The organism is Sporosarcina sp. P34 (genome assembly GCF_002743375.1).
Taxonomy (GTDB): domain Bacteria; phylum Bacillota; class Bacilli; order Bacillales_A; family Planococcaceae; genus Sporosarcina.
Map to the genome: position 1 here is coordinate 153,388 of NZ_PDZC01000003.1, position 20,835 is coordinate 174,222.

General features: G+C 41.1%; 19 protein-coding genes and 2 other annotated features. All 19 genes read left to right on the forward strand.

The window, feature by feature from the left end; genetic code table 11:
- The first annotated feature begins 153 nt into the window (after positions 1 to 153).
- Positions 154 to 1,269 carry a citrate synthase gene (gene citZ, locus CSV63_RS06795; RefSeq protein ID WP_099629657.1) on the forward strand — a complete coding sequence of 372 codons (1,116 nt, stop codon included), beginning with the start codon at positions 154 to 156 and terminating at the stop codon, positions 1,267 to 1,269.
- A gap of 71 nt (positions 1,270 to 1,340) precedes the next feature.
- A complete protein-coding gene (gene icd, locus CSV63_RS06800; protein WP_099695155.1) occupies positions 1,341 to 2,609 on the forward strand; it encodes an NADP-dependent isocitrate dehydrogenase in 1,269 nt (422 codons plus the stop codon).
- 69 nt (positions 2,610 to 2,678) lie between these two features.
- Entirely contained in the window at positions 2,679 to 3,617 is a 939-nt protein-coding gene (gene mdh / locus CSV63_RS06805; protein WP_099695156.1) for a malate dehydrogenase, read from the forward strand.
- Positions 3,618 to 3,768: 151 nt separating this feature from the next.
- Positions 3,769 to 4,254 carry a MaoC/PaaZ C-terminal domain-containing protein gene (locus tag CSV63_RS06810; protein WP_099695157.1) on the forward strand — a complete coding sequence of 162 codons (486 nt, stop codon included), beginning with the start codon at positions 3,769 to 3,771 and terminating at the stop codon, positions 4,252 to 4,254.
- Entirely contained in the window at positions 4,244 to 4,945 is a 702-nt protein-coding gene (locus tag CSV63_RS06815; protein ID WP_099695158.1) for a response regulator transcription factor, read from the forward strand. Before CSV63_RS06810 ends, CSV63_RS06815 begins: the two co-directional genes overlap by 11 nt.
- Positions 4,946 to 6,361 carry a two-component system histidine kinase PnpS gene (gene pnpS, locus CSV63_RS06820; RefSeq protein WP_099695159.1) on the forward strand — a complete coding sequence of 472 codons (1,416 nt, stop codon included), beginning with the start codon at positions 4,946 to 4,948 and terminating at the stop codon, positions 6,359 to 6,361.
- Positions 6,362 to 6,430: 69 nt separating this feature from the next.
- A complete protein-coding gene (gene hflK / locus CSV63_RS06825; RefSeq protein ID WP_099695160.1) occupies positions 6,431 to 7,408 on the forward strand; it encodes an FtsH protease activity modulator HflK in 978 nt (325 codons plus the stop codon).
- Positions 7,405 to 8,424, forward strand: a complete 1,020-nt coding sequence (gene hflC, locus CSV63_RS06830; protein ID WP_099695161.1) for a protease modulator HflC — start codon at positions 7,405 to 7,407, stop codon at positions 8,422 to 8,424. Before hflK ends, hflC begins: the two co-directional genes overlap by 4 nt.
- A gap of 97 nt (positions 8,425 to 8,521) precedes the next feature.
- Entirely contained in the window at positions 8,522 to 11,146 is a 2,625-nt protein-coding gene (polA, locus tag CSV63_RS06835; protein ID WP_099695162.1) for a DNA polymerase I, read from the forward strand.
- Between the two features lie 9 nt (positions 11,147 to 11,155).
- Positions 11,156 to 12,028 carry a bifunctional DNA-formamidopyrimidine glycosylase/DNA-(apurinic or apyrimidinic site) lyase gene (gene mutM / locus CSV63_RS06840; RefSeq protein ID WP_099695163.1) on the forward strand — a complete coding sequence of 291 codons (873 nt, stop codon included), beginning with the start codon at positions 11,156 to 11,158 and terminating at the stop codon, positions 12,026 to 12,028.
- 12 nt (positions 12,029 to 12,040) lie between these two features.
- Positions 12,041 to 12,640: a dephospho-CoA kinase gene (gene coaE, locus CSV63_RS06845; RefSeq protein WP_099695164.1), complete on the forward strand. Its 600-nt coding sequence runs from the start codon at positions 12,041 to 12,043 to the stop codon at positions 12,638 to 12,640.
- Positions 12,641 to 12,762: 122 nt separating this feature from the next.
- On the forward strand, positions 12,763 to 13,785 hold the full coding sequence (locus tag CSV63_RS06850) for a glyceraldehyde-3-phosphate dehydrogenase (RefSeq protein ID WP_099695165.1): 1,023 nt from the start codon (positions 12,763 to 12,765) through the stop codon (positions 13,783 to 13,785).
- Between the two features lie 116 nt (positions 13,786 to 13,901).
- Positions 13,902 to 14,369 (forward strand): transcriptional regulator NrdR, encoded by a 468-nt coding sequence (nrdR, locus tag CSV63_RS06855; RefSeq protein ID WP_099695166.1) that lies wholly within the window; start codon positions 13,902 to 13,904, stop codon positions 14,367 to 14,369.
- Between the two features lie 32 nt (positions 14,370 to 14,401).
- The gene (locus CSV63_RS06860) at positions 14,402 to 15,763 is read left to right on the forward strand and encodes a replication initiation and membrane attachment family protein (RefSeq protein WP_099695167.1); all 1,362 of its coding nucleotides are present in this window, start codon (positions 14,402 to 14,404) and stop codon (positions 15,761 to 15,763) included.
- Position 15,764: 1 nt separating this feature from the next.
- Positions 15,765 to 16,706: a primosomal protein DnaI gene (gene dnaI / locus CSV63_RS06865; protein WP_099629671.1), complete on the forward strand. Its 942-nt coding sequence runs from the start codon at positions 15,765 to 15,767 to the stop codon at positions 16,704 to 16,706.
- Positions 16,707 to 16,809: 103 nt separating this feature from the next.
- Positions 16,810 to 17,040: a binding site (T-box leader), on the forward strand.
- Positions 17,041 to 17,086: 46 nt separating this feature from the next.
- Complete coding sequence (thrS, locus tag CSV63_RS06870) at positions 17,087 to 19,021, forward strand: threonine--tRNA ligase (RefSeq protein ID WP_099695168.1); 1,935 nt, start codon at positions 17,087 to 17,089, stop codon at positions 19,019 to 19,021.
- Positions 19,022 to 19,450: 429 nt separating this feature from the next.
- Positions 19,451 to 19,597 (forward strand) — a sequence feature (ribosomal protein L20 leader region).
- Positions 19,598 to 19,698: 101 nt separating this feature from the next.
- Positions 19,699 to 20,205 (forward strand): translation initiation factor IF-3, encoded by a 507-nt coding sequence (gene infC, locus CSV63_RS06875; RefSeq protein WP_143565386.1) that lies wholly within the window; start codon positions 19,699 to 19,701, stop codon positions 20,203 to 20,205.
- A 26-nt stretch (positions 20,206 to 20,231) separates the two neighbouring features.
- Positions 20,232 to 20,432, forward strand: coding sequence for a 50S ribosomal protein L35 (gene rpmI, locus CSV63_RS06880; protein WP_099629674.1), 201 nt, complete (start codon positions 20,232 to 20,234; stop codon positions 20,430 to 20,432).
- Positions 20,433 to 20,474: 42 nt separating this feature from the next.
- Positions 20,475 to 20,834, forward strand: coding sequence for a 50S ribosomal protein L20 (gene rplT, locus CSV63_RS06885; protein ID WP_085131190.1), 360 nt, complete (start codon positions 20,475 to 20,477; stop codon positions 20,832 to 20,834).
- The last annotated feature ends 1 nt before the right edge of the window (position 20,835 follow it).

A 20,835-nucleotide genomic window follows, 5' to 3' on the forward strand; every position in this document is an offset into this window, starting at 1 on the left:
ATAAATAAAAACATCTTTACCATTCACAAAACCGTTTAAGTTGCTTATAATGGACATTGTAAGCGTTTTAGATAAAATATAATTAGCAGATGGTCATCGTTTCTGCACTCCGCTTCAGGGAGATGACCAAACTGGGAAGAAGGAGCGAATATCATGACAGCAACAAAAGGTTTGGAAGGTATCGTGGCAGCACAAACTCAAATCAGTTCCATTATCGATGACACTCTTACATACGTAGGATATGGTATCGATGATTTAGCAGAAAATGCTAGTTTCGAAGAAGTAGTTTATCTACTTTGGCATAAACGTTTGCCAAACGAAAAGGAACTAGCTGAATTGAAACAGCAGCTAGAAGATAACGCAGCAATTCCACAAGGGGTTCTTGACCACTTTAAAACGTATCCAATCGACAAAGTGCATCCGATGGCGGCACTTCGTACAGCAATCTCGCTTCTGGGATTATACGATGAAAAAGCGGAAGATATGTCACCAGAAGAAAACTACAATAAAGCAGTTAAGCTTCAAGCTAAAGTTGCCACTGTAGTTACTGCATTCGCGCGTATCAGAAAAGGACAAGAGCCAGTAGCACCTAAAAAAGGTTTAAGCTATGCGGCAAACTTCCTTTACATGCTTTCTGGGGAAGAGCCTGCTGATATCGCTGAAGAAGCATTCAATAAAGCACTTGTACTACACGCAGACCATGAATTGAACGCATCTACGTTCACAGCACGCGTTTGTGTGGCAACTCTATCTGATATGTATTCTGGCGTTACTGCTGCGATTGGCGCTCTTAAAGGCCCCTTACATGGCGGTGCAAACGAAGCGGTTATGAATATGCTAATGGAGATCGGCGACGAAGATAAGGTCGAGTCGTATATTCGTGAAAAACTGGCTAATAAAGAAAAAATCATGGGCTTCGGACACCGAGTATACCGTCAAGGTGATCCACGTGCGAAGCACTTACGTGAAATGTCTAAGCGATTGACTGCTCTTCGTGGTGAAGAAAAGTGGTACAATATGTCTGAAAAGATCGAAGCAATTGTCACTGGAGAAAAGAAATTGCCTCCAAATGTTGATTTCTACTCCGCTTCGGTATATCATTCATTAGACATCGATCATGATATTTTCACACCTATTTTTGCTGTTTCACGTTTTTCAGGATGGATTGCACATATCCTGGAGCAATACGAAAACAACCGCTTGATCCGCCCACGTGCAGAGTATGTTGGACCAGGCATGCAAAAGTATGTTCCAATCAATGAACGATAAAAAATAGTAAATTCGTGGGGCGGTATCTCGTATACCGGCCCACTGATTTTGAACTCAGGAGGATATCAATAATGGCTAACGAAGGAAAGATTACAGTAACTAACGGTGTTTTAAACGTCCCAGATCATGCAACGATTCCTTTCATTATAGGCGATGGCACAGGTCCGGATATTTGGCATGCAGCTTCACGCGTAATCGAAGCAGCTGTTGAAAAAGCTTATGACGGAAAAAAGAAGATTAATTGGTTAGAAGTTCTTGCAGGAGAAAAGGCATTCAACGAAACTGGTGACTGGCTTCCACAAGAAACTCTTGACACAATTAAAGAATATCTAATTGCGATTAAAGGACCACTTACTACGCCGATCGGTGGAGGTTTCCGTTCATTGAACGTAGCACTACGTCAAGAACTAGATCTTTATACTTGCTTGCGTCCGGTTCGTTATTTTGAAGGAGTACCTTCACCTGTAAAACGTCCTGAGGATTGTGACATGGTTATTTTCCGTGAAAACACTGAAGATATCTATGCTGGAATCGAGTACCAAGAAGGTTCTGACGAAGTGAAGAAGTTAATTAACTTCCTTCAAACCGAGTTAGGTGTTAAAAACATTCGTTTCCCTGAAACTTCAGGACTTGGAATCAAACCAATTTCCGAAGAAGGCACAAAGCGCCTCGTTCGTGCAGCATTGAACTATACGATTGAAGAAGGTCGTAAGTCTTTGACGATTGTACACAAAGGAAACATCATGAAGTTCACAGAAGGCGCATTCGCGAACTGGGCATACGAGTTGGCTGAAGAAGAATTCGGCGACAAAGTCTTCACATGGAGAGAATATGATCGTATTAAAGACGCTGAAGGAACAGATGCTGCGAATAAAGCACAATCTGATGCAGAAGCTGCAGGCAAAATCATCGTAAAAGATGCAATCGCAGATATCTTCTTGCAACAAATCCTGACTCGTCCAAAAGAATTTGACGTAGTAGCTACAATGAACTTGAACGGTGACTATGTTTCTGATGCGCTTGCTGCACAAGTAGGCGGAATCGGAATCGCACCGGGAGCGAACATTAACTACGAGTCTGGACATGCGATCTTTGAAGCAACTCACGGTACAGCACCGAAATATGCAGGATTGGATAAAGTTAACCCTTCATCCGTATTGCTATCAGGTGTTATGATGCTTCAACATCTTGGTTGGAACGAAGCGGCTGATCTAATCACAGCTTCTATCGAAAAATCTATTGCATCTAAAGTAGTGACATACGATTTCGCACGTCTAATGGACAATGCGGAAGAAGTAAGCACTTCTGGATTTGCAGACGAACTAATCAAAAACCTATAAGCATGACGCAGGAGGGGGATGAGAATCCCCCTCTTTCTACTATCTTGTTCTGAAAAAGGAGAGTTTTACATGTCATTGAAGCGTAAAAAAGTATCGGTTATCGGATCTGGTTTTACTGGAGCAACAACTGCATTCCTTTTAGCTCAAAAAGAATTATGCGATGTCGTCATCGTGGATATTCCATCAATGGAAAATCCGACGAAAGGCAAAGCATTGGACATGTTGGAAGCTAGTCCGGTTCAGGGGTTTGATGCCAACATCATCGGTACATCCAATTACGAAGACACAAAAGATTCGGATGTAGTGGTCATTACTGCGGGTATTGCGCGTAAACCTGGAATGAGCCGTGACGACTTAGTACAGACAAATCAAAAAGTCATGAAGTCCGTAACAGCTGAAATTGTAAAGTATTCTCCTGATACGAAGATTATCGTTCTAACGAATCCAGTGGATGCCATGACGTATACTGTATATAAAGAATCCGGATTCCCTAAAGAACGTGTGATTGGTCAGTCGGGTGTACTGGATACAGCTCGTTTCCGAACGTTTGTCGCGCAAGAATTGAATCTATCCGTGAAAGATGTAACAGGATTCGTTTTAGGTGGCCATGGAGACGATATGGTGCCTTTAGTGCGTTATTCGACTGCTGGCGGTGTGCCTCTTGAAAGCTTGATCTCTGCTGGTCGTCTGGAAGAGATTGTAGAACGTACACGTAAAGGTGGAGCTGAAATCGTCAATCTATTAGGCAATGGTTCTGCATATTATGCGCCAGCTGCTGCTTTAGTTGAAATGACGGAAGCTATTTTGAAAGACCAAAAACGTGTATTACCTTCAATTGCGTTTCTAGAGGGCGAATATGGTATGAATGGTATTTATTTAGGCGTTCCGACTGTATTAGGTGCGAACGGTATTGAAAAGATTATAGAGCTCGAATTGACTGACGATGAGAAAATGGGTCTTCAAAAGTCCGCTGATTCTGTACGTACAGTAATGAGTGTTCTATCGTAAAATTATAGGTTGGGGATCGGACAGCTGTCTAGCCGTCCGATCTTTTTTCTCGTTAGCTCGATTTTTCTTAGGTGGATTGTTATAATTTAATTATTGAAGTAATTTTCAGCTTTTTTTCAAAGATGACTTTAGAAATATAGGAGGGGTTTGTTTGTTGAAAAGTAGACGGAAATTGATAGGGAAAGATATCACAGAGTTAGAAATCGGTGAAAGGTTACACTTGACCGAGAAAATAGAAGATAAAGATTTGATGCTATACCTAGGATTGACGAATGATGCCAATCCGCTTTATTTGCAACATGATTATGCAGCGGAGACGATATATGGACAGCCGATCGTCCCACCCATTATGTTGACGGGTATCGTGACAGCCGCCATCTCGAAACATATGCCGGGACCAGGCGCACATATAATCAATCAGCAACTGCATTTTCCTAAACCGGTCTATCATTACTCGATAGTTGAATTCGTTCTGGAAGTGACGAAGCTTGATGTCCAGTCAAACCAAGTAACGATCCAAGTAGATGCAACCGATCAGGAAGGCGAACGAATTATGAGCGGGGAAGTAGTAGTGATCGCTCCACAAAAGCTTACTGTCAAACTGACACAAACAAAGGAATCGTCGGATGGGAATTAAACAGCAAAAGATTTTAATTGTGGAAGATGAACAATCTATACGAAAACTGCTTGAATTCACATTGCAGCAAGCGGACTATAAGACAGTACTTGCAAATGACGGCGAAGAAGCCGTGGAAAAAGTATTAGACGAACAACCTGATTTGATTATTCTAGATTTAATGTTGCCGAAAATAGACGGATTAGAAGTCTGTCGTATGCTGAGAAAAGAGAATATTGAAACGCCTATTATTATGTTAACTGCTAAAGGGGAAGAGATGGATAAAATCGTTGGTTTAGAAATGGGTGCCGATGATTATATGACCAAGCCTTTTAGTCCCCGTGAAGTGGCAGCTAGAGTTCGTGCTGTTCTTAGGCGTACAGGAGAGCGCAACCATGTGCAGGAAAAGAAATTGGTTGCAGGACAGCTGACAGTGTATCCCGAACGCTTGGAAGTATACTTGGACGAAAAGCCGTTGGAATTTACGCCTAAAGAATTTGAATTGCTTGTTTATTTCATGAAGCATCCAAATCGCGTGTTCTCTCGTGATCAGTTGCTACAGGCAGTCTGGAATTACGAATTTGCAGGAGATTCTAGAATTGTGGATGTGCACGTGAGCCATCTGCGCGATAAAATCGAAGAAAATACGAGGAAGCCGCGCTATATTAAAACGATGAGAGGCGTCGGTTACAAGTTCGGGGAGCAAAACTAGATGAAGTACTATTACAAACGAATCTTAACTGCATCCGCCATCATTTTATCCATTCTATTAATTGTGCTAGGAATTATCTTAGGACAATTTTTTCATTTATTTGGAGAAAATGTGGACGCGACAATACAACAAACCTATTGGGTCTACTTATTATTTACACTCGTTTTAGTATTTGTTGTCACGATGTTTGTTATGGCAAAAATCCTTCAGCAGTATGTTCAGCCGATTGATCACTTCACAGATGTTATTCATCAATTGGCTCGAGGCAATTATCAGGCGCGAGCGCATAATGAAGACTCGGAAATCAATCATCAACTGACGAATTCCCTCAATGAAGTCGCGCAGAAATTACAAGGAAACTCTGCACTTCGCGCTATGGAACAAGAGCGCTTAAAGACATTGGTCAGTAGCATTGGTAGCAGTCTATTGATGTTTGGCAGGCAAGGTGCAATCAACTTGGTCAATCGCGTGTTTGAAGAAACCTTCCATCGCGATGGAGAAGAGCTAATGGGAAAAACGTTTAAAGATATCGGTTTGCCAGCAGATATTGAAAGAGAAATTGAAAACATATTTTTAACAGAGGAAGTACGTTCATTCCAATCTCAAGTAGTACTTAAAGAAGGCATCTGTCATTTAGAAGTATACGGCGCGCCTGTTATAGGTGAAAACGGCAACTGGCTCGGAATCGTTATTATTATGCATGATATTACAGAGTTGGTCCGCCTTGAACAAATACGTAAAGATTTCGTGGCGAATGTGTCTCATGAATTAAAAACACCTGTTACGTCGATTAAAGGTTTTTCAGAAATGTTGCTTGACGGTGTGGTGGAAGATCCTGTGGTGAAGAAAGATTTTCTAGAGATTATGTATAAAGAAAGTAATCGCCTGCAATTATTAATTGAAGATTTATTGCGATTATCCAGCATGGAACGTGAAAGCTTTGAAATTACACGAGAGCCTGTAGATATTATTGAAGTAGTCGAGCAATCCATCAAAATCGTTCAGGCAAGAGTGCAGGAAAAAGATATGCGGATCGATTTGCATATGCCAGATCAATTAATCATACCTGCAGATCATGATCGTTTAGTGCAAGTCATGGTGAACTTATTGAATAATGCTATTTCGTACTCACAAGAGAAAACGATTGTGACGGTCTCTGTAGAAGAAATAGAAGGAAACGTGGAAATCATGGTTCGCGATCAAGGGATTGGCATCATGTCTTCAGAGTTACCGCGTTTATTTGAACGTTTTTACCGCGTAGATCGTGCGAGAAGCAGGGAATCGGGGGGTACTGGATTGGGTCTAGCGATTGTAAAACACATTGCTGAAGCGCATCAAGGCACTGTCACAGTGGACAGTGAAGTGGGTGTCGGCACTGTTTTTCGTATTTATTTACCTATTGATGAACAAATGTAGTATAGAAAAATGAAACTTACTCGTCTACTGTTCCGTACAGTAGTCATACATAGAAAAGGGGGAACAGATATGAGCTCAAAGAGGATCTTGGTGACACTAGGCTTGTTTGTCACCGGCTTATTACTTTTATTGATCGTCTTTACTACGTGGTACACCGTAGACGAATCTGAACAAGCTGTTGTCATTTCATTCGGTCAAGCTGGCGCACCTGTGACGGACTCTGGTCTACATTTTAAATTACCTTGGCCGATTCAGAAAACAGAAATCTTATCAAAAGAAACGTACAGTATTCATTTCGGTTACAAACAAGATAAGTCAGGTGAAATCGTTGATAAGGAAACAAAGATGATAACTGGGGACGAATACATCGTGCTGACTGATCTGACAGTGCAGTGGCGTATAGTCGATCCGAAGAAGTATTTATTCAATGCAGAAGACCCGATTGAAATCTTGAGGGATGCGGCATCCGCTTCGATACGTTCTGTCATCGGTAGTTCCACAATTGATGCGGCGCTAACGGATGGGAAAGCAGAAATTGAAGCAAAGACTCGTGAGTTATTGACTAGTTTGGTAGAAAAATATGATATTGGTATAGCGGTACAAGGCGTGAAGTTGCAAGACGTTGAATTACCCAATGCAGAAGTACGTGCAGCATTTACGGCTGTAACCGATGCGCGCGAAACGAAAAACACGAAGATTAACGAAGCGAAAAAGTATGAGAACCAAAGAACGAAAGAAGCAATTGGTGAACGTGACGCAATTAAATCCCAAGCGCAAGGGAAAAAGACAGCACGTATCGAACAGGCACGTGGTGACGTAGCGGTATTCAGTGATTTATATAATGAATATGCGAAAAGTAAAGATATCACCCGTGAGCGTTTGATCATTGAGACGCTTGAGCAAGTGTTACCTAAAGCCAATCTGTATATTATGAACGACAGCGGAGAAACGATGAAGTATTTACCACTCCAACAGCTGCAAAAAGATCAGCCGCCTGTAACGGAAGAAAAGGATAAGTCGGCTGAAAAAGGAGGGAAAGCTTCATGAGTAACGAACAAAACCCTTTCAAGAAGATAGAAGATGCCCTGAAGAAGATGGGGGAAACCGACCAAAAAAGAAATTCTCAGAAACCAGATGCGGATCCCAAAGTTACGCAAATGCGACCGAAAAAAGCGTTTGATATGAAAAAATATACAAAACTCATTATCTCGTTAACAGTCGTTTTTGCGATTCTTGTGATTCTGTTATCCAACTTATTTATCGTTAAAGAAAATGAATACCGGGTCGTCCGTCAGTTCGGTGAAATAACGCGAATTATTGAAAAGCCCGGAATGCATATGAAAATACCATTTATTCAAAGTGTGAGTACGTTGCCGAAAAATCGAATGACTTCTAACGTATCAGAAGCAGAAATTAATACAAAAGACAAGAAACGGATCATCATTGATAATTATGCAATATGGCATATTACAGATCCAGCTAAAATGATTTCCAATGCACGGAATATTGTCAATGCCGAAGCTAGAATGGAAGAATTCATTTATTCTGTAGTCCGTAATGAAATGGGACGTCTAGATTATGTCAATGTGGTCAATGATGAAGACTCTTCACGCGGAAGCTTGAATGACGATGTGACGGCCAAAGTAAATAAGTTTTTGGACGATGGGAATTATGGCATTAAAGTAGTGGATGTTCGCATGAAGCGCATTGATTTACCTGAAGAAAACGAACAGTCTATCTACACACGAATGATTTCAGAGCGTGATTCGACTGCACAATCCTACCTTTCTGAAGGGGATGCAGCGAAGCAGAAGATTGAAGCAGAAACAGATCGTGTAGTTCAGGAAATGTTAGCCAAAGCGAAAAAAGAAGCAGCGATCGTCACTGCGCAAGGTGAAGCGGAAGCGGCTAGAATTTATAACGAGGCGTATGCAAAAGACCCAGAATTCTACAAACTGTATAGAACACTTCAGTCTTATACGAAAGTCGTGGATGACGAAACGATGATCATCCTGCCAGCGGATTCTCCATATGCCAAGCTATTAAGCGGCAATATCGAGTAATTATAAGTGCGTCATTTTCATTCAAGTTGCCAAACGTGGTAAACTAAATGAAAATGACGTTTTTTTATATAACGATTATAAAGGAGTGGGATGGATTTTGACGAAAAAGAAAGTCGTCTTATTGGATGGAAACAGCTTAGCCTATCGTGCGTTTTTCGCTTTACCGTTATTAACGAATGAAAAAGGGTTTCATACAAACGCGGTATATGGTTTTACTATGATGTTAGAGACCATCTTAGCGAATGAAAAACCGACGCATGTGATCGTTGCGTGGGATGCAGGGAAAACTACATTCCGTCACAGTACGTTTACAGAATACAAAGGCGGACGGCAAAAAACACCACCAGAGCTTTCAGAACAGTTCCCGTATATCCGTAAACTAATTGAAGCATTCGGCATCATGCAGTATGAACTTGATCTATATGAAGCGGACGACATTATCGGAACATTGAGCAGAGAATGCAGTGATGCAGAAGCGGAAGTCGTCATCATTTCTGGAGATAAAGATTTAACGCAACTGGCGAATGATCAGACGACGGTATGCATTACAAGAAAAGGCATTACCGATCTTGAAAAATACACGCCTGCACATATCGAAGAAAAATATGGTCTTGCGCCATTGCAGATCATCGATATGAAAGGATTGATGGGCGATGCGTCCGACAATATCCCAGGCGTACCTGGGATCGGTGAAAAAACTGCCATCAAATTATTGAAGGAATACGGTTCTGTAGAAAAAGTCTATGAATCGATAGAGCAAATTACCGCAAAGAAAATGAAAGAAAACCTCGTGAATAATAAAGATCAAGCGTTCATGAGTAAAGAACTTGCGACGATTGACGTACACGCACCGATTACTGTGTCATTAAATGATATGGACTTTGTCGGACGAAACGAAGAAGAAGTTATACAACTATATAAAGAATTGCAATTTAAATCATTGCTTGAAAAGATGGATGTATCTATCGAGGTGCAACCACTAGAAGAAATCAATGTCCGCATGGTGGAAGAGATTACTTCAGAAATGCTGACGGATACGATGTCTCTGCATGTCGAGATTGACGGTGATAATTATTTATCTCAAGATATTTTAGGTATCGGACTTTCGAATAACACTGATGCGTATTTCATTTCTACTGAATTAGCGACTACATCGGATCTCTTTAAAAACTGGATTGCAGACCAGACAACACGTAAATTCGTTTCCGATTCTAAATCAGCCTATGCAGCGATTGCGCGCCTTGGCATGGAGCTGAACGGCGCAGAATTCGATCTCATGCTAGCGGCATACATTGTCAATCCTTCATTCTCAACGAATGAAGTCTCCGAAATCGCACGTTCATTCGGCTACCATGGTGTAGAAAATGATGAAGTCGTCTACGGGAAAGGGGCCAAACGAACTGTACCGGCATCTGAACAACTTGCCAACCATACCGCGAGAAAAGCACATGCGGTGTGGGAACTGTATCCAGTTGTCACAAAACAGTTGGAAGACAATGAACAGCAAGACTTGTTCCATGACCTCGAATTACCGTTAGCAAAAATACTTGGGAAAATGGAAGTAACCGGTGTGAAAACAGACGTAGATGTGCTGAAGATGATTGGTGAGCAGTTATCGGAACGTCTAGCGGTAATTGAAAAGACGATTTATGAAATGGCTGGCGAGAAATTCAATATTAATTCGCCTAAACAGCTCGGTGTCATTTTATTTGAAAAAATCGGATTGACTCCGATCAAAAAAACGAAGACGGGTTACTCGACAGCTGCGGACGTGCTAGAGAAGCTCGAAAGTGAACATGAAATCATTCAACATATTTTACTATACAGGCAGCTTGGTAAATTAAATTCAACTTATATTGAAGGCCTCACAAAAGAAATTCACGAAGATGGAAAGATTCATACACGATTCCAGCAGGCCTTAACACAGACAGGGAGATTGAGCTCGATCAATCCGAACTTGCAAAATATCCCGATTCGTTTGGAAGAAGGGCGCAAAATACGTGCAGCTTTCATTCCATCTGAAACAGATTGGATTATGTTTGCGGCTGACTATTCACAAATTGAATTGCGTGTGCTTGCACATATTTCACAAGATGAAAAATTAATTGAAGCGTTCCGCGAAGGCGCAGATATTCATACGAAAACTGCAATGGACGTTTTTGGTGTGAAAGAAGAGGACGTCGATAGCAATATGCGTCGCGCAGCAAAAGCTGTCAACTTTGGTATCGTCTATGGCATCAGTGATTATGGATTATCACAAAGTTTAAATATTACCCGTAAAGAAGCAGGCACATTCATCGATACGTATTTAGCAAGCTTCCCAGGCGTCAAACAGTATATGGATGATAGTATTACCGACGCTAAGTTAAAAGGCTATGTGACAACACTATTGAAACGTAGACGTTATTTACCGGATATCACGAGTTCGAATTTCAACTTGCGAGGTTTTGCGGAGCGTACAGCGATGAATACACCAATTCAAGGAACGGCAGCAGACATCATTAAACAAGCGATGATCGATATGGATGCTAGACTTGAAAAAGAAAATATGCAAGCGCGTATGTTACTGCAAGTGCATGATGAATTGATATTTGAAGCGCCGCTGGAAGAGCTAGAGAAATTAAAAGAAATCGTACCGGAAGTGATGGAACAAACCATTCAACTCGACGTTCCGTTGAAGGTCGATTGGAATTATGGCAAGTCTTGGTACGAAACAAAGTGAGTGATATACATGCCAGAACTACCGGAAGTAGAAGGAGTGGTGCGCGATCTCGCACCGCTCGTGGAAGGGCGGAAGGTTAAGCGACTTTCTGTATCGGATACCGTAGTCATTTCTAAAACAGCTGGAAAAGAAACGATTATAAAAGGTAAATCTGTAGACGACTTTCTTTACGGCATGGAGCACATGCAAATTGAGAAAATTGTGCGTCGCAGTAAATATATTTATTTTCATTTAGTGAAGGAAAACCAACCATACTTGCTCGTCAGCCATCTTGGCATGACGGGTGCATGGTTTGTCGTGAACGCTCTTGATGAAATTACAGAAGACAAATTTCGGAAACATGCACATGTCTTTTTGGAAATGGAAGATGGTGGATTACTAGTCTACTCGGATATACGAAGATTCGGCGAAATGCGTCTACTGCAGACGGAAGAAGATTTCCCTCCTTTGTTAGAGATGGCACCTGAACCTTTTTCAGAAGAAGCGCTGGACCATTTTTTATCGATGGCAGAAACTCCGAAATATAAAAGAAAACCGATTAAAGAAGTAATCATGGATGGAAAAGTGATTTCGGGATGCGGCAATATTTACGCTACAGAAGCACTGTTTCATATGAAAATTCATCCGGGTCGTACAGCGGAACGGATTAGCAGGAAGCGTAAAATCCTATTGTTTGAAGAGATTGTACGCGTTTTACAAGAAAGTATCGACGCGGGGGGCAGTACCATATCCGATTATCGTTCAGTTAACGGCAATGCGGGAACGATGCAAGATCGACTGCATATGTACGGTAAAAAAACATGTGTAGCATGCGACACACCGACAAAAAGTAAACAGATTGCGGGCAGAACCTCTGTCTATTGTCCAGCATGCCAAAAATAAGGAGTGAAGAACGTGATTATCGGATTGACGGGAAGTATTGCAAGCGGGAAAAGTACTGTAGCCAATATGTTGCGTGAAAAAGGTTACCCTATTGTCGATGCGGATGTCATCGCGAGAGAAGTAGTTGAGCCAGGTAGCCCATTGCTGGATAAAATTCAACAGACTTTCGGTAAAGAAGTGTTACGCGAAGATGGCACATTAAATCGTGAACAGCTCGGGGCTATAATTTTTGGTGATCAAGTGAAACGGCAACAGTTAAATGAATTAATGCATCCTGCAATCAGGGGGCGAATGATCAATCAGAAAGAAGACTATTTAACTCAAGGCTATCAAACCGTCATTATGGACATCCCGTTACTTTTTGAAAGTAACCTTCAGGATTATGTAGAAAAGATTATCGTCGTTTCGGTCACGAAGCAAATTCAAAAGCAGAGACTGATGGCTCGCAACGAATGGACAGAAGCAGAATCGGATGCCAGAATCGCATCACAGTTGGATATGGATAGCAAAGAACAAGGTGCTGACGCAGTTATTTACAATAACGAGACACTAGATGAAACCGAAAAACAGTTGGATGCAATCCTCGAAAATTGGCAAGCTGTGCCAAGATAATGGCTGTTGGGAATTAATTTGTGAATTTAATGTGTAATAGTGTTGGCATAAGGATAAAATATGTTATACTAATGAACGATAAAAGATATAAAGTATAACATACATGCAGGAGGATCCTTTTAATGACTACAAATATTGCAATTAACGGACTTGGCCGTATTGGACGGATGGTATTCCGTCAGATTATCAAAGAAGACGATGTTAATCTTGTTGCTGTCAATGCGACATATCCCGCTGAAACAATTGCACATCTCTTGAAATATGACTCAACACACGGAGTTTTCGATGGTGAAATCGTAGCAGAAGAAAACGCAATAATTGTCGATGGCAAACGTGTACAATTAATCTCTGAGCGTGACCCTTCGAAATTACCTTGGAAAGAACTAGGTGTAGATATTGTTATAGAATCAACAGGCGTATTTAACTCCCGTGAGAAAGCAGCACTTCATTTGGAATCCGGAGCAAAGAAAGTAATTTTAACAGCTCCAGGTACAAATGAAGACGTAACAGTCGTAATCGGAGTAAATGACGACAAATTAGACGTCAACCAACACAGTGTAATTTCTAATGCTAGTTGTACAACAAATTGTTTAGCGCCTGTTGCAAAAGTATTGAATGATGAATTCGGTATTGTAAACGGCTTAATGACAACAGTACATGCCTATACGAATGATCAGAAGAACCTAGACAACCCACATAAAGATTTGCGTCGCGCGCGTTCTTGCGGAGAGTCCATCATTCCTACTTCAACAGGTGCTGCAAAAGCTTTATCACTTGTACTCCCTGAACTTGAAGGGAAGATTCATGGTCTAGCATTGCGTATCCCAACACCAAACGTATCCCTTGTGGACTTGGTGGTGGATGTAGAAAAAGATGTGACGGTTGAAGAAGTGAACAATGCGTTCCGTAAAGCTGCAGAAGGCCCGATGAAAGGCATTCTTCGCTTTACTACAGAACCACTTGTATCGATCGACTTCAATACGACAACAGAATCTGCAACACTTGATGGACTTTCTACTATCGTCATGGGCGATCGTAAAATCAAAGTGCTTGCATGGTATGATAATGAATGGGGTTATTCAGCACGTGTTGTGCAATTGGCGAAAAAAGTCGCTTCTGCATTAACTGACAAAGTAACTTCTTAATGAATGAATCGGCACTTCATCTTATAGGATGAAGTGCTTTTCTATGTCCGTTTGTTGTTGTATGGATAGTTTCTGTTATAATGAAAAGTACTAATGAATATGCGGAGGAACTAACTATGTTATGTCCAGCTTGTCACTACAATGGAACACGTGTAATTGATTCACGGCCCGCGGAAGAAAATCGCTCCATTCGACGAAGACGTGAATGCGAAAAATGCAGTTTTCGTTTCACGACATTTGAAAAAGTGGAGCATTCTCCGTTAGTTGTCGTAAAGAAAGATAAGACGCGAGAAGAATTCAGCAGTGAAAAGTTGCTGAGAGGATTAATTCGCGCTTGTGAAAAACGCGCGGTACCAATCGAGAAATTAAAAGATATCGTGGCATCTATCGAAAAAGAACTAAGAAGCTCAGGAAATGTCGAAATAGATTCCGAACAGGTAGGAGAAATGGTGATGGAACGATTAGTGGATGTGGATGAAGTTGCCTATGTACGATTTGCATCTGTCTACCGCCACTACAAAGACATCACAATCTTCATAGACGAGTTGCAACAATTGCAAAACAGGAAAGATGAACAAGAGTAAGTTGTAATCTAGAAGGGGAGGCGATTGTTAATATGCTTTATACAGAGTTGCAGCCTGTCGATTCCTTCGAAGTAAAGTTAGCACATCCTTTTTCTGCATATGATCGGCAGATGCTAACGCTATTTTATCAGCCACTGATCGGTCCCGAAGCGGTCAGTCTGTTTATGACACTGTGGACAGATGCGGAAAGCAGAGAACCACAAGAACATAGCCACTATTATTTGATGAATATGTCTTCTTTCCCACTTCAAACCATTTTTGAAGCGAGAATTTCATTAGAAGCTATTGGTTTATTACGTACGTATAAGAAAAAACAAGAAATAGATAAGCGGTCTTTCCTCTACGAACTATTACCGCCGCTCGATGCACCTTCTTTCTTCAATGATCCGCTTCTATCAACGTTTTTGTTCAGTAAAATCGGAGAGCAACCTTATCGTCAGTTGCGTAGTCGGTTTTTAGAGGAGCCTATTGCGAAAGAGGAGTATCAGGATATATCACGGACATTTTTAGATGTCTATACACCTGCAAGAGGCGATCAAGCGATGGAATTGACTGCCGGCATGGAATTTCAAGGAAAAAGTGAACCGCCTGGTATACCGTTTTACGTTTTGAATTTTAATTTCGATTTATTTTATAACGGACTATCCGATCAAATGATCCCTAAAGCTTCGTTGCGCACTATTTCTCAGGAAATGATTGCGATGCTGGCTTTCTTGTATTCACTCAGTCCACTTGATATGCAAAAGGTCGTAATGATTGCAATGGATGAAAATCACCAGCTGACAGAAGAAAAAGTCCGAAAGGCGGCTGCGGAGTTTTATAAGATGAATACGTCCAAGCAACCACCAAAATTACAGTCGGTGTTTACACAACCGATCATCGATGAAGTACCAAAAGAGAATATGAGCCGTGACGAAGAATTACTATTCTATTTGGAACATACACCACCAAAAGAGATGTTACGTAAAGTAAGCAAAAAAGAACCATTTCTTGTAGATATTCAATTAGCTGAACGATTAATCAATCTGCATAAATTCCCGGTAGGTGTCGTCAATGTCTTGCTACAATATGTAATGCTACGTAATGATGGAAAAATCACTAGTAGTTTTGTGGAACGCATTGCTTCCCATTGGGCGAATAAACAAGTAAATGATGCGAAAACGGCTTTGAAGTTATCAAGAGAAGAACATGATCAATACATGAAATGGCTTAAAGAAGGTAAGCAATCGACGCCTAGAAGCCGAAAGCCAACCAGGGAAGAAAAAGTTCCAGAATGGTTTTCAAAGCGCGATAAAAAGAACAAGAAATCCGAAAAACCTGATGACTTCAATGTAGAGGAAGAACGCCAGAAGTTATTGAAAGAATTGGGGATTCAAGAATCAGAGGTGAAATAATATGGAACGAATTGGAGATGCGATGAAACGCGTAGTAAATGCTCCTTCGTTAGCCCAGAAATACGACGAGCTTCGAACAGAAGTGATGGAAGACCCGGCTGTACAAAAATTTATTAGCGATCATTCCGATGAAGTCAATACAGAAGTGGTCAACCGCAGTCTTGGTAAGTTATATGAATTTACATCGGCTTCACACGCATGTGAGCGCTGTCCGAATCTTGAAGGGTGTATCAATGTCATGAAAGGCTTTGAGCCGAAACTAGTCATCGCACAGCGCCTGATTGATATTGATTACGTAGTCTGTCCTACTAAGCAATTGGCAGATGAACGTAGAAACATCTCGAAAATGGTAAACAGTATGTACATGCCTAAAGAAGTGATGGAAGCACGCCTATCTGATGTGAACTTCCTCTCAGAAGACAGTCGCGTGATCGTAATGCGCGCGGCTAAAGACTTCCTGAATCAAATTGAGTCTACTGGTAAGGTCCCCGAAAGAGGCTTCTATTTATTCGGTAACTTCGGTATTGGAAAATCATTTATTTTAGGCGCGTTGGCGAATGAATTGGCAACTAGACGTATACAGACCGTTGTCGTATATGTACCAGAGTTCCTGCGTGAAATGAAGCAATCTATCCAAAACCAAACATTAGACGAAAAAATAGAGTTTGTAAAAAGGGCTCCTGTCTTGATGCTGGATGATATTGGGGCAGAAACAATGTCAACGTGGACACGCGATGAAGTGCTAGGCACGATTCTACAGTACCGTATGGCGGAAAAACTACCTGTATTCTTCACATCCAATTTTGATTATAATGAATTGGAACATCACCTTACAACGAGTCAGCGCGGGGAAAAAGAACCTATTAAAGCTGCACGAATTATGGAGAGGATCCGTATGGTTAGCCAACCATTCAAACTGGGTGGGGAAAACTGGCGGGATTAATCTTTCTTCATAATCTTGCTTTGTTGCAAGAATGAATAAATTACACTTGCAATTATGCTCAAACTTTTCTATACTATTACACAGTTCAACATTCATAACATGTTAAAATGCATCGAAGAGGACAATGATTTATTATTCACCTTTCCAGAGAACAGGGGCATGGCTGAAACCCTTGTAGGCAGAAGATAAATTTACCACCTCAGAGCAGCATCAGTGAAATGTAGTAGCTGGTGACGGTAACGGCCCGTTAGCCGATCGAAAGCTTCGGTCTTTTCGCGTTTTTGCGAATAGAAGGAAGAAGGGTGGAACCACGAGCTCAAGCCTCGTCCCTTTAGGGATGAGGCTTTTTTGCGTTCAAAAAAAGAAAGGGAGTCATACACATGCCAGAAAATATTCATTTAACATTTCCAGATGGTGCAGTAAAAGAATTTGAGGATGGCGTAACAACAGAAGAAATTGCGGGCTCCATCAGTCCCGGATTGCGTAAGAGCGCATTGGCGGGGAAAATTGGGGATCAGCTAATCGATTTGAAATCACCAATTCATACGGATGGAGATATTAGTATCATTACTCCAACGTCAGATGAAGCATTGGAAATTCTGCGCCATAGTACGGCTCACCTTTTGGCACAAGCCGTCAAACGCAAATTCCCGGATGCGAAACTAGGAATTGGACCTACTATCGAAAATGGCTTCTATTATGATATCGATTCGCCTACACCGATCACAGCAGAGGATTTACCTGAATTGGAAAAGGAAATGAAACGCATTATTGGCGAAAACTTGCCGATCATTCGTCACGATGTATCCCGTGCTGAAGCCGAAAAACGTTTCAAAGAAATTGACGATGAATACAAATTGGAACTTCTTGAAGCGATTCCTGAAGATCAACAAGTATCCATCTATGAACAAGGTGAATTTTTCGACTTATGTCGTGGTATCCACGTCCCATCTACAGGTAAACTAAAAGAATTTAAATTGTTAAGCATTGCAGGCGCTTATTGGAGAGGGAACTCTGATAACAAAATGCTTCAACGTATATACGGAACAGCTTTCTTCAAAAAAGATGAGCTAAAAGAACACTTGCGCATGCTTGAAGAAGCAAAAGAACGGGATCACCGTAAAATCGGTAAAGAATTGAATCTCTTCACGAATTCACAAAAAGTTGGACAAGGTCTTCCACTATGGTTGCCTAAAGGCGCTACAATTCGCCGCGTAGTAGAACGTTATATTGTTGATAAAGAAGAAAGACTAGGCTATCAGCACGTGTATACTCCGGTACTTGGAAGTGTAGAACTCTATAAAACTTCAGGGCACTGGGATCACTATCAAGATGGCATGTTCCCAACGATGAGCATGGACAACGAAGATCTCGTTTTACGTCCAATGAACTGTCCTCACCACATGATGATTTATAAAAATGGCATTCATTCGTATCGTAACTTGCCACTTCGTTTGGCAGAACTCGGCACGATGCACCGTTATGAAATGTCCGGTGCACTTTCAGGACTTCAACGTGTTCGTGGAATGACATTGAATGATGCCCATATCTTCGTGCGTCCTGATCAGATTAAAGAAGAGTTTAAACGTGTCGTTAAGTTGATCATTGAAGTATATAAAGACTTTAATATTAAAGATTATTCATTCCGTTTATCATATCGTGATCCTGAAGATACAACGAAATACTTTGATGACGATGAAATGTGGGAACGTGCACAAACTATGTTAAAAGAAGCGATGGATGAGATGGAGCTTCCGTATACAGAAGAAGAAGGCGAGGCAGCATTCTACGGTCCAAAATTGGATGTACAAGTAAAAACAGCAATTGGAATGGAAGAAACTCTTTCCACTGCACAACTTGACTTCCTATTACCTGAGCGCTTCGACCTAACGTATATCGGTGAAGATGGTAAGCAACATCGCCCAGTTGTCATTCACAGAGGTGTTGTGTCAACGATGGAACGTTTTGTTGCCTTCTTAATTGAAGAATACAAAGGAGCTTTCCCGACGTGGTTAGCACCGATTCAAGTAGAACTTATTCCGGTGTCACCTGACGTTCACTTTGATTATGCAGAGGAAATCAAAGAGAAATTAGCATTGGCAGGGTTCCGAGTAGACGTGGACAGCCGTGACGAAAAGATTGGTTATAAAATCCGTGAAGCACAAGTACAAAAGGTTCCGTACATGCTTGTACTAGGTGACCGTGAAATGGAAGCTGGCGAAGTGAATGTTCGTAAATATGGCGAACAGAAATCTGAAAGCATGTCATTCGACGCGTTCCTTGCGTTACTCAAAGAAGATGTGAAGAAGGATTAAGGATCAAGATGAAGTCGATAGATTGAATAAAGACAAGGCATTGCAGATTGTTGTTTCGATTAGACGTTTTTCTTGAGCACGTGCTAAACAAATCGGTCGAAAGTTTACGCGTTCTGTTCGATCAACGACTTTATTGAACTGTAACTAATTACGTTCAGTATTCCCACTAACTAAACGAAGGTGTCTGACAAGCGGTTGGCAATACATACAAGAGCCAGCCGCAGACACCGAAGTGGATGTTAAGTTATTTGTCTTTCAACTTTTCTAAAATAGTAAAAATAGTAGTTGCAAAAGTTTCCATAACGCGCTATACTTAAAAAGTTGAATTAATTCAAACATAACTTGTGCAACCGATAATGGGATATGCAGAGTTGTTGACACTAGATACTAAAGATGATATTATTACTAAGGTTAACTGAATACAGTTTGTGGTATAAGAAGAGGCTACCCGCTTCTCACCTGTTCGACGCAATGAAGTTGTTGCCAGGTTAGCACAATAAGTTTATATCTATGTGTACTAACATAGTATACTTACGCGGGTAGACAAATCATATTTGTCTACTTTTTTTATTTTGTAAAATGAATAGACCTATGGGACTTTGAAATCGGAGTTTCCGATATACCAAAACATGTATTCACGAGACAATATTCGGAGGTGGATTACTATTAGCAAAGACATGTACGTAAATGATGGTATCAGAGCACGTGAGTTGCGATTAATCGATCACAACGGCGAACAACTCGGTATCAAAACACGTAATGAAGCTTTAGAAATTGCTGCTCAAGCAAACCTGGACCTAGTTCTTGTTGCTCCACAAGCGAAGCCCCCAGTAGCTCGTGTTATGGACCATGGAAAGTTCAAGTTCGAACAGCAAAAGAAAGAGCGTGAAGTACGTAAGAATCAAAAGATCATCAACGTGAAAGAAGTTCGACTTAGCCCTACAATCGATGAGCATGATTTCCAAACGAAACTTCGTAACGGAATCAAGTTCCTGGAAAATGGGGATAAGGTAAAAGCTTCGATTCGTTTCCGCGGCCGTGCAATTACGCACAAAGAAATTGGCCAACGAGTTCTTGATCGCTTTGCAGAATCTTGCAAAGATGTTGCAACTGTTGAAGTTAAACCAAAAATGGAAGGTCGGAGCATGTTCTTAATACTTGCCCCGCTTGCCGAAAAACAGTAACACGAACAATTTAGGAGGAACAGAACATGCCAAAAATGAAAACTCACCGCGGTTCCGCGAAACGTTTCAAAAGAACTGGAACTGGTAAATTAAAACGTGGCCGTGCTTACACAAGTCACCTATTTGCTAACAAATCTACGAAGGCTAAGCGTCACTTACGTAAGTCTTCACTAGTTTCTTCAGGCGATTACAAGCGTATTCGCGAAATGCTCACATACATGAAGTAAGACCGAACACACACTTAAAGGATAAGCAGGAGGTAATGCACTATGCCACGCGTAAAAGGTGGAACAGTAACGCGCAAGCGTCATAAAAAGGTATTGAAATTAGCAAAAGGTTATTTTGGTTCAAAACATAGACTTTATAAGGTAGCAAACCAACAGGTAATGAAATCTTATAACTATGCTTACCGTGACCGTCGTAACAAAAAACGTGATTTCCGTAGACTATGGATTACACGTATCAACGCGGCTGCTCGTGTGAATGGTATTTCATACAGCACATTAATGCACGGCTTGAAAGTAGCTGGCATCGATGTTAACCGTAAGATGCTTGCAGAACTTGCAGTGACAGATGCATCAGCATTTGCACAACTTGCAGAGACAGCAAAAAAATCTGTAGCAAAATAAG

Excerpts from the sequence above, each read along its gene's own strand:
- citZ (WP_099629657.1), top strand. The coding sequence starts at position 154 with ATGACAGCAACAAAAGGTTTGGAAGGTATCGTGGCAGCACAAACTCAA.
- icd (WP_099695155.1), top strand. The coding sequence starts at position 1,341 with ATGGCTAACGAAGGAAAGATTACAGTAACTAACGGTGTTTTAAACGTC.
- mdh (WP_099695156.1), top strand. The coding sequence starts at position 2,679 with ATGTCATTGAAGCGTAAAAAAGTATCGGTTATCGGATCTGGTTTTACT.
- CSV63_RS06815 (WP_099695158.1), top strand. The coding sequence starts at position 4,244 with ATGGGAATTAAACAGCAAAAGATTTTAATTGTGGAAGATGAACAATCT.
- pnpS (WP_099695159.1), top strand. The coding sequence starts at position 4,946 with ATGAAGTACTATTACAAACGAATCTTAACTGCATCCGCCATCATTTTA.
- hflK (WP_099695160.1), top strand. The coding sequence starts at position 6,431 with ATGAGCTCAAAGAGGATCTTGGTGACACTAGGCTTGTTTGTCACCGGC.
- hflC (WP_099695161.1), top strand. The coding sequence starts at position 7,405 with ATGAGTAACGAACAAAACCCTTTCAAGAAGATAGAAGATGCCCTGAAG.
- mutM (WP_099695163.1), top strand. The coding sequence starts at position 11,156 with ATGCCAGAACTACCGGAAGTAGAAGGAGTGGTGCGCGATCTCGCACCG.
- CSV63_RS06850 (WP_099695165.1), top strand. The coding sequence starts at position 12,763 with ATGACTACAAATATTGCAATTAACGGACTTGGCCGTATTGGACGGATG.
- nrdR (WP_099695166.1), top strand. The coding sequence starts at position 13,902 with ATGTTATGTCCAGCTTGTCACTACAATGGAACACGTGTAATTGATTCA.
- CSV63_RS06860 (WP_099695167.1), top strand. The coding sequence starts at position 14,402 with ATGCTTTATACAGAGTTGCAGCCTGTCGATTCCTTCGAAGTAAAGTTA.
- dnaI (WP_099629671.1), top strand. The coding sequence starts at position 15,765 with ATGGAACGAATTGGAGATGCGATGAAACGCGTAGTAAATGCTCCTTCG.
- thrS (WP_099695168.1), top strand. The coding sequence starts at position 17,087 with ATGCCAGAAAATATTCATTTAACATTTCCAGATGGTGCAGTAAAAGAA.
- infC (WP_143565386.1), top strand. The coding sequence starts at position 19,699 with ATGTACGTAAATGATGGTATCAGAGCACGTGAGTTGCGATTAATCGAT.
- rpmI (WP_099629674.1), top strand. The coding sequence starts at position 20,232 with ATGCCAAAAATGAAAACTCACCGCGGTTCCGCGAAACGTTTCAAAAGA.
- rplT (WP_085131190.1), top strand. The coding sequence starts at position 20,475 with ATGCCACGCGTAAAAGGTGGAACAGTAACGCGCAAGCGTCATAAAAAG.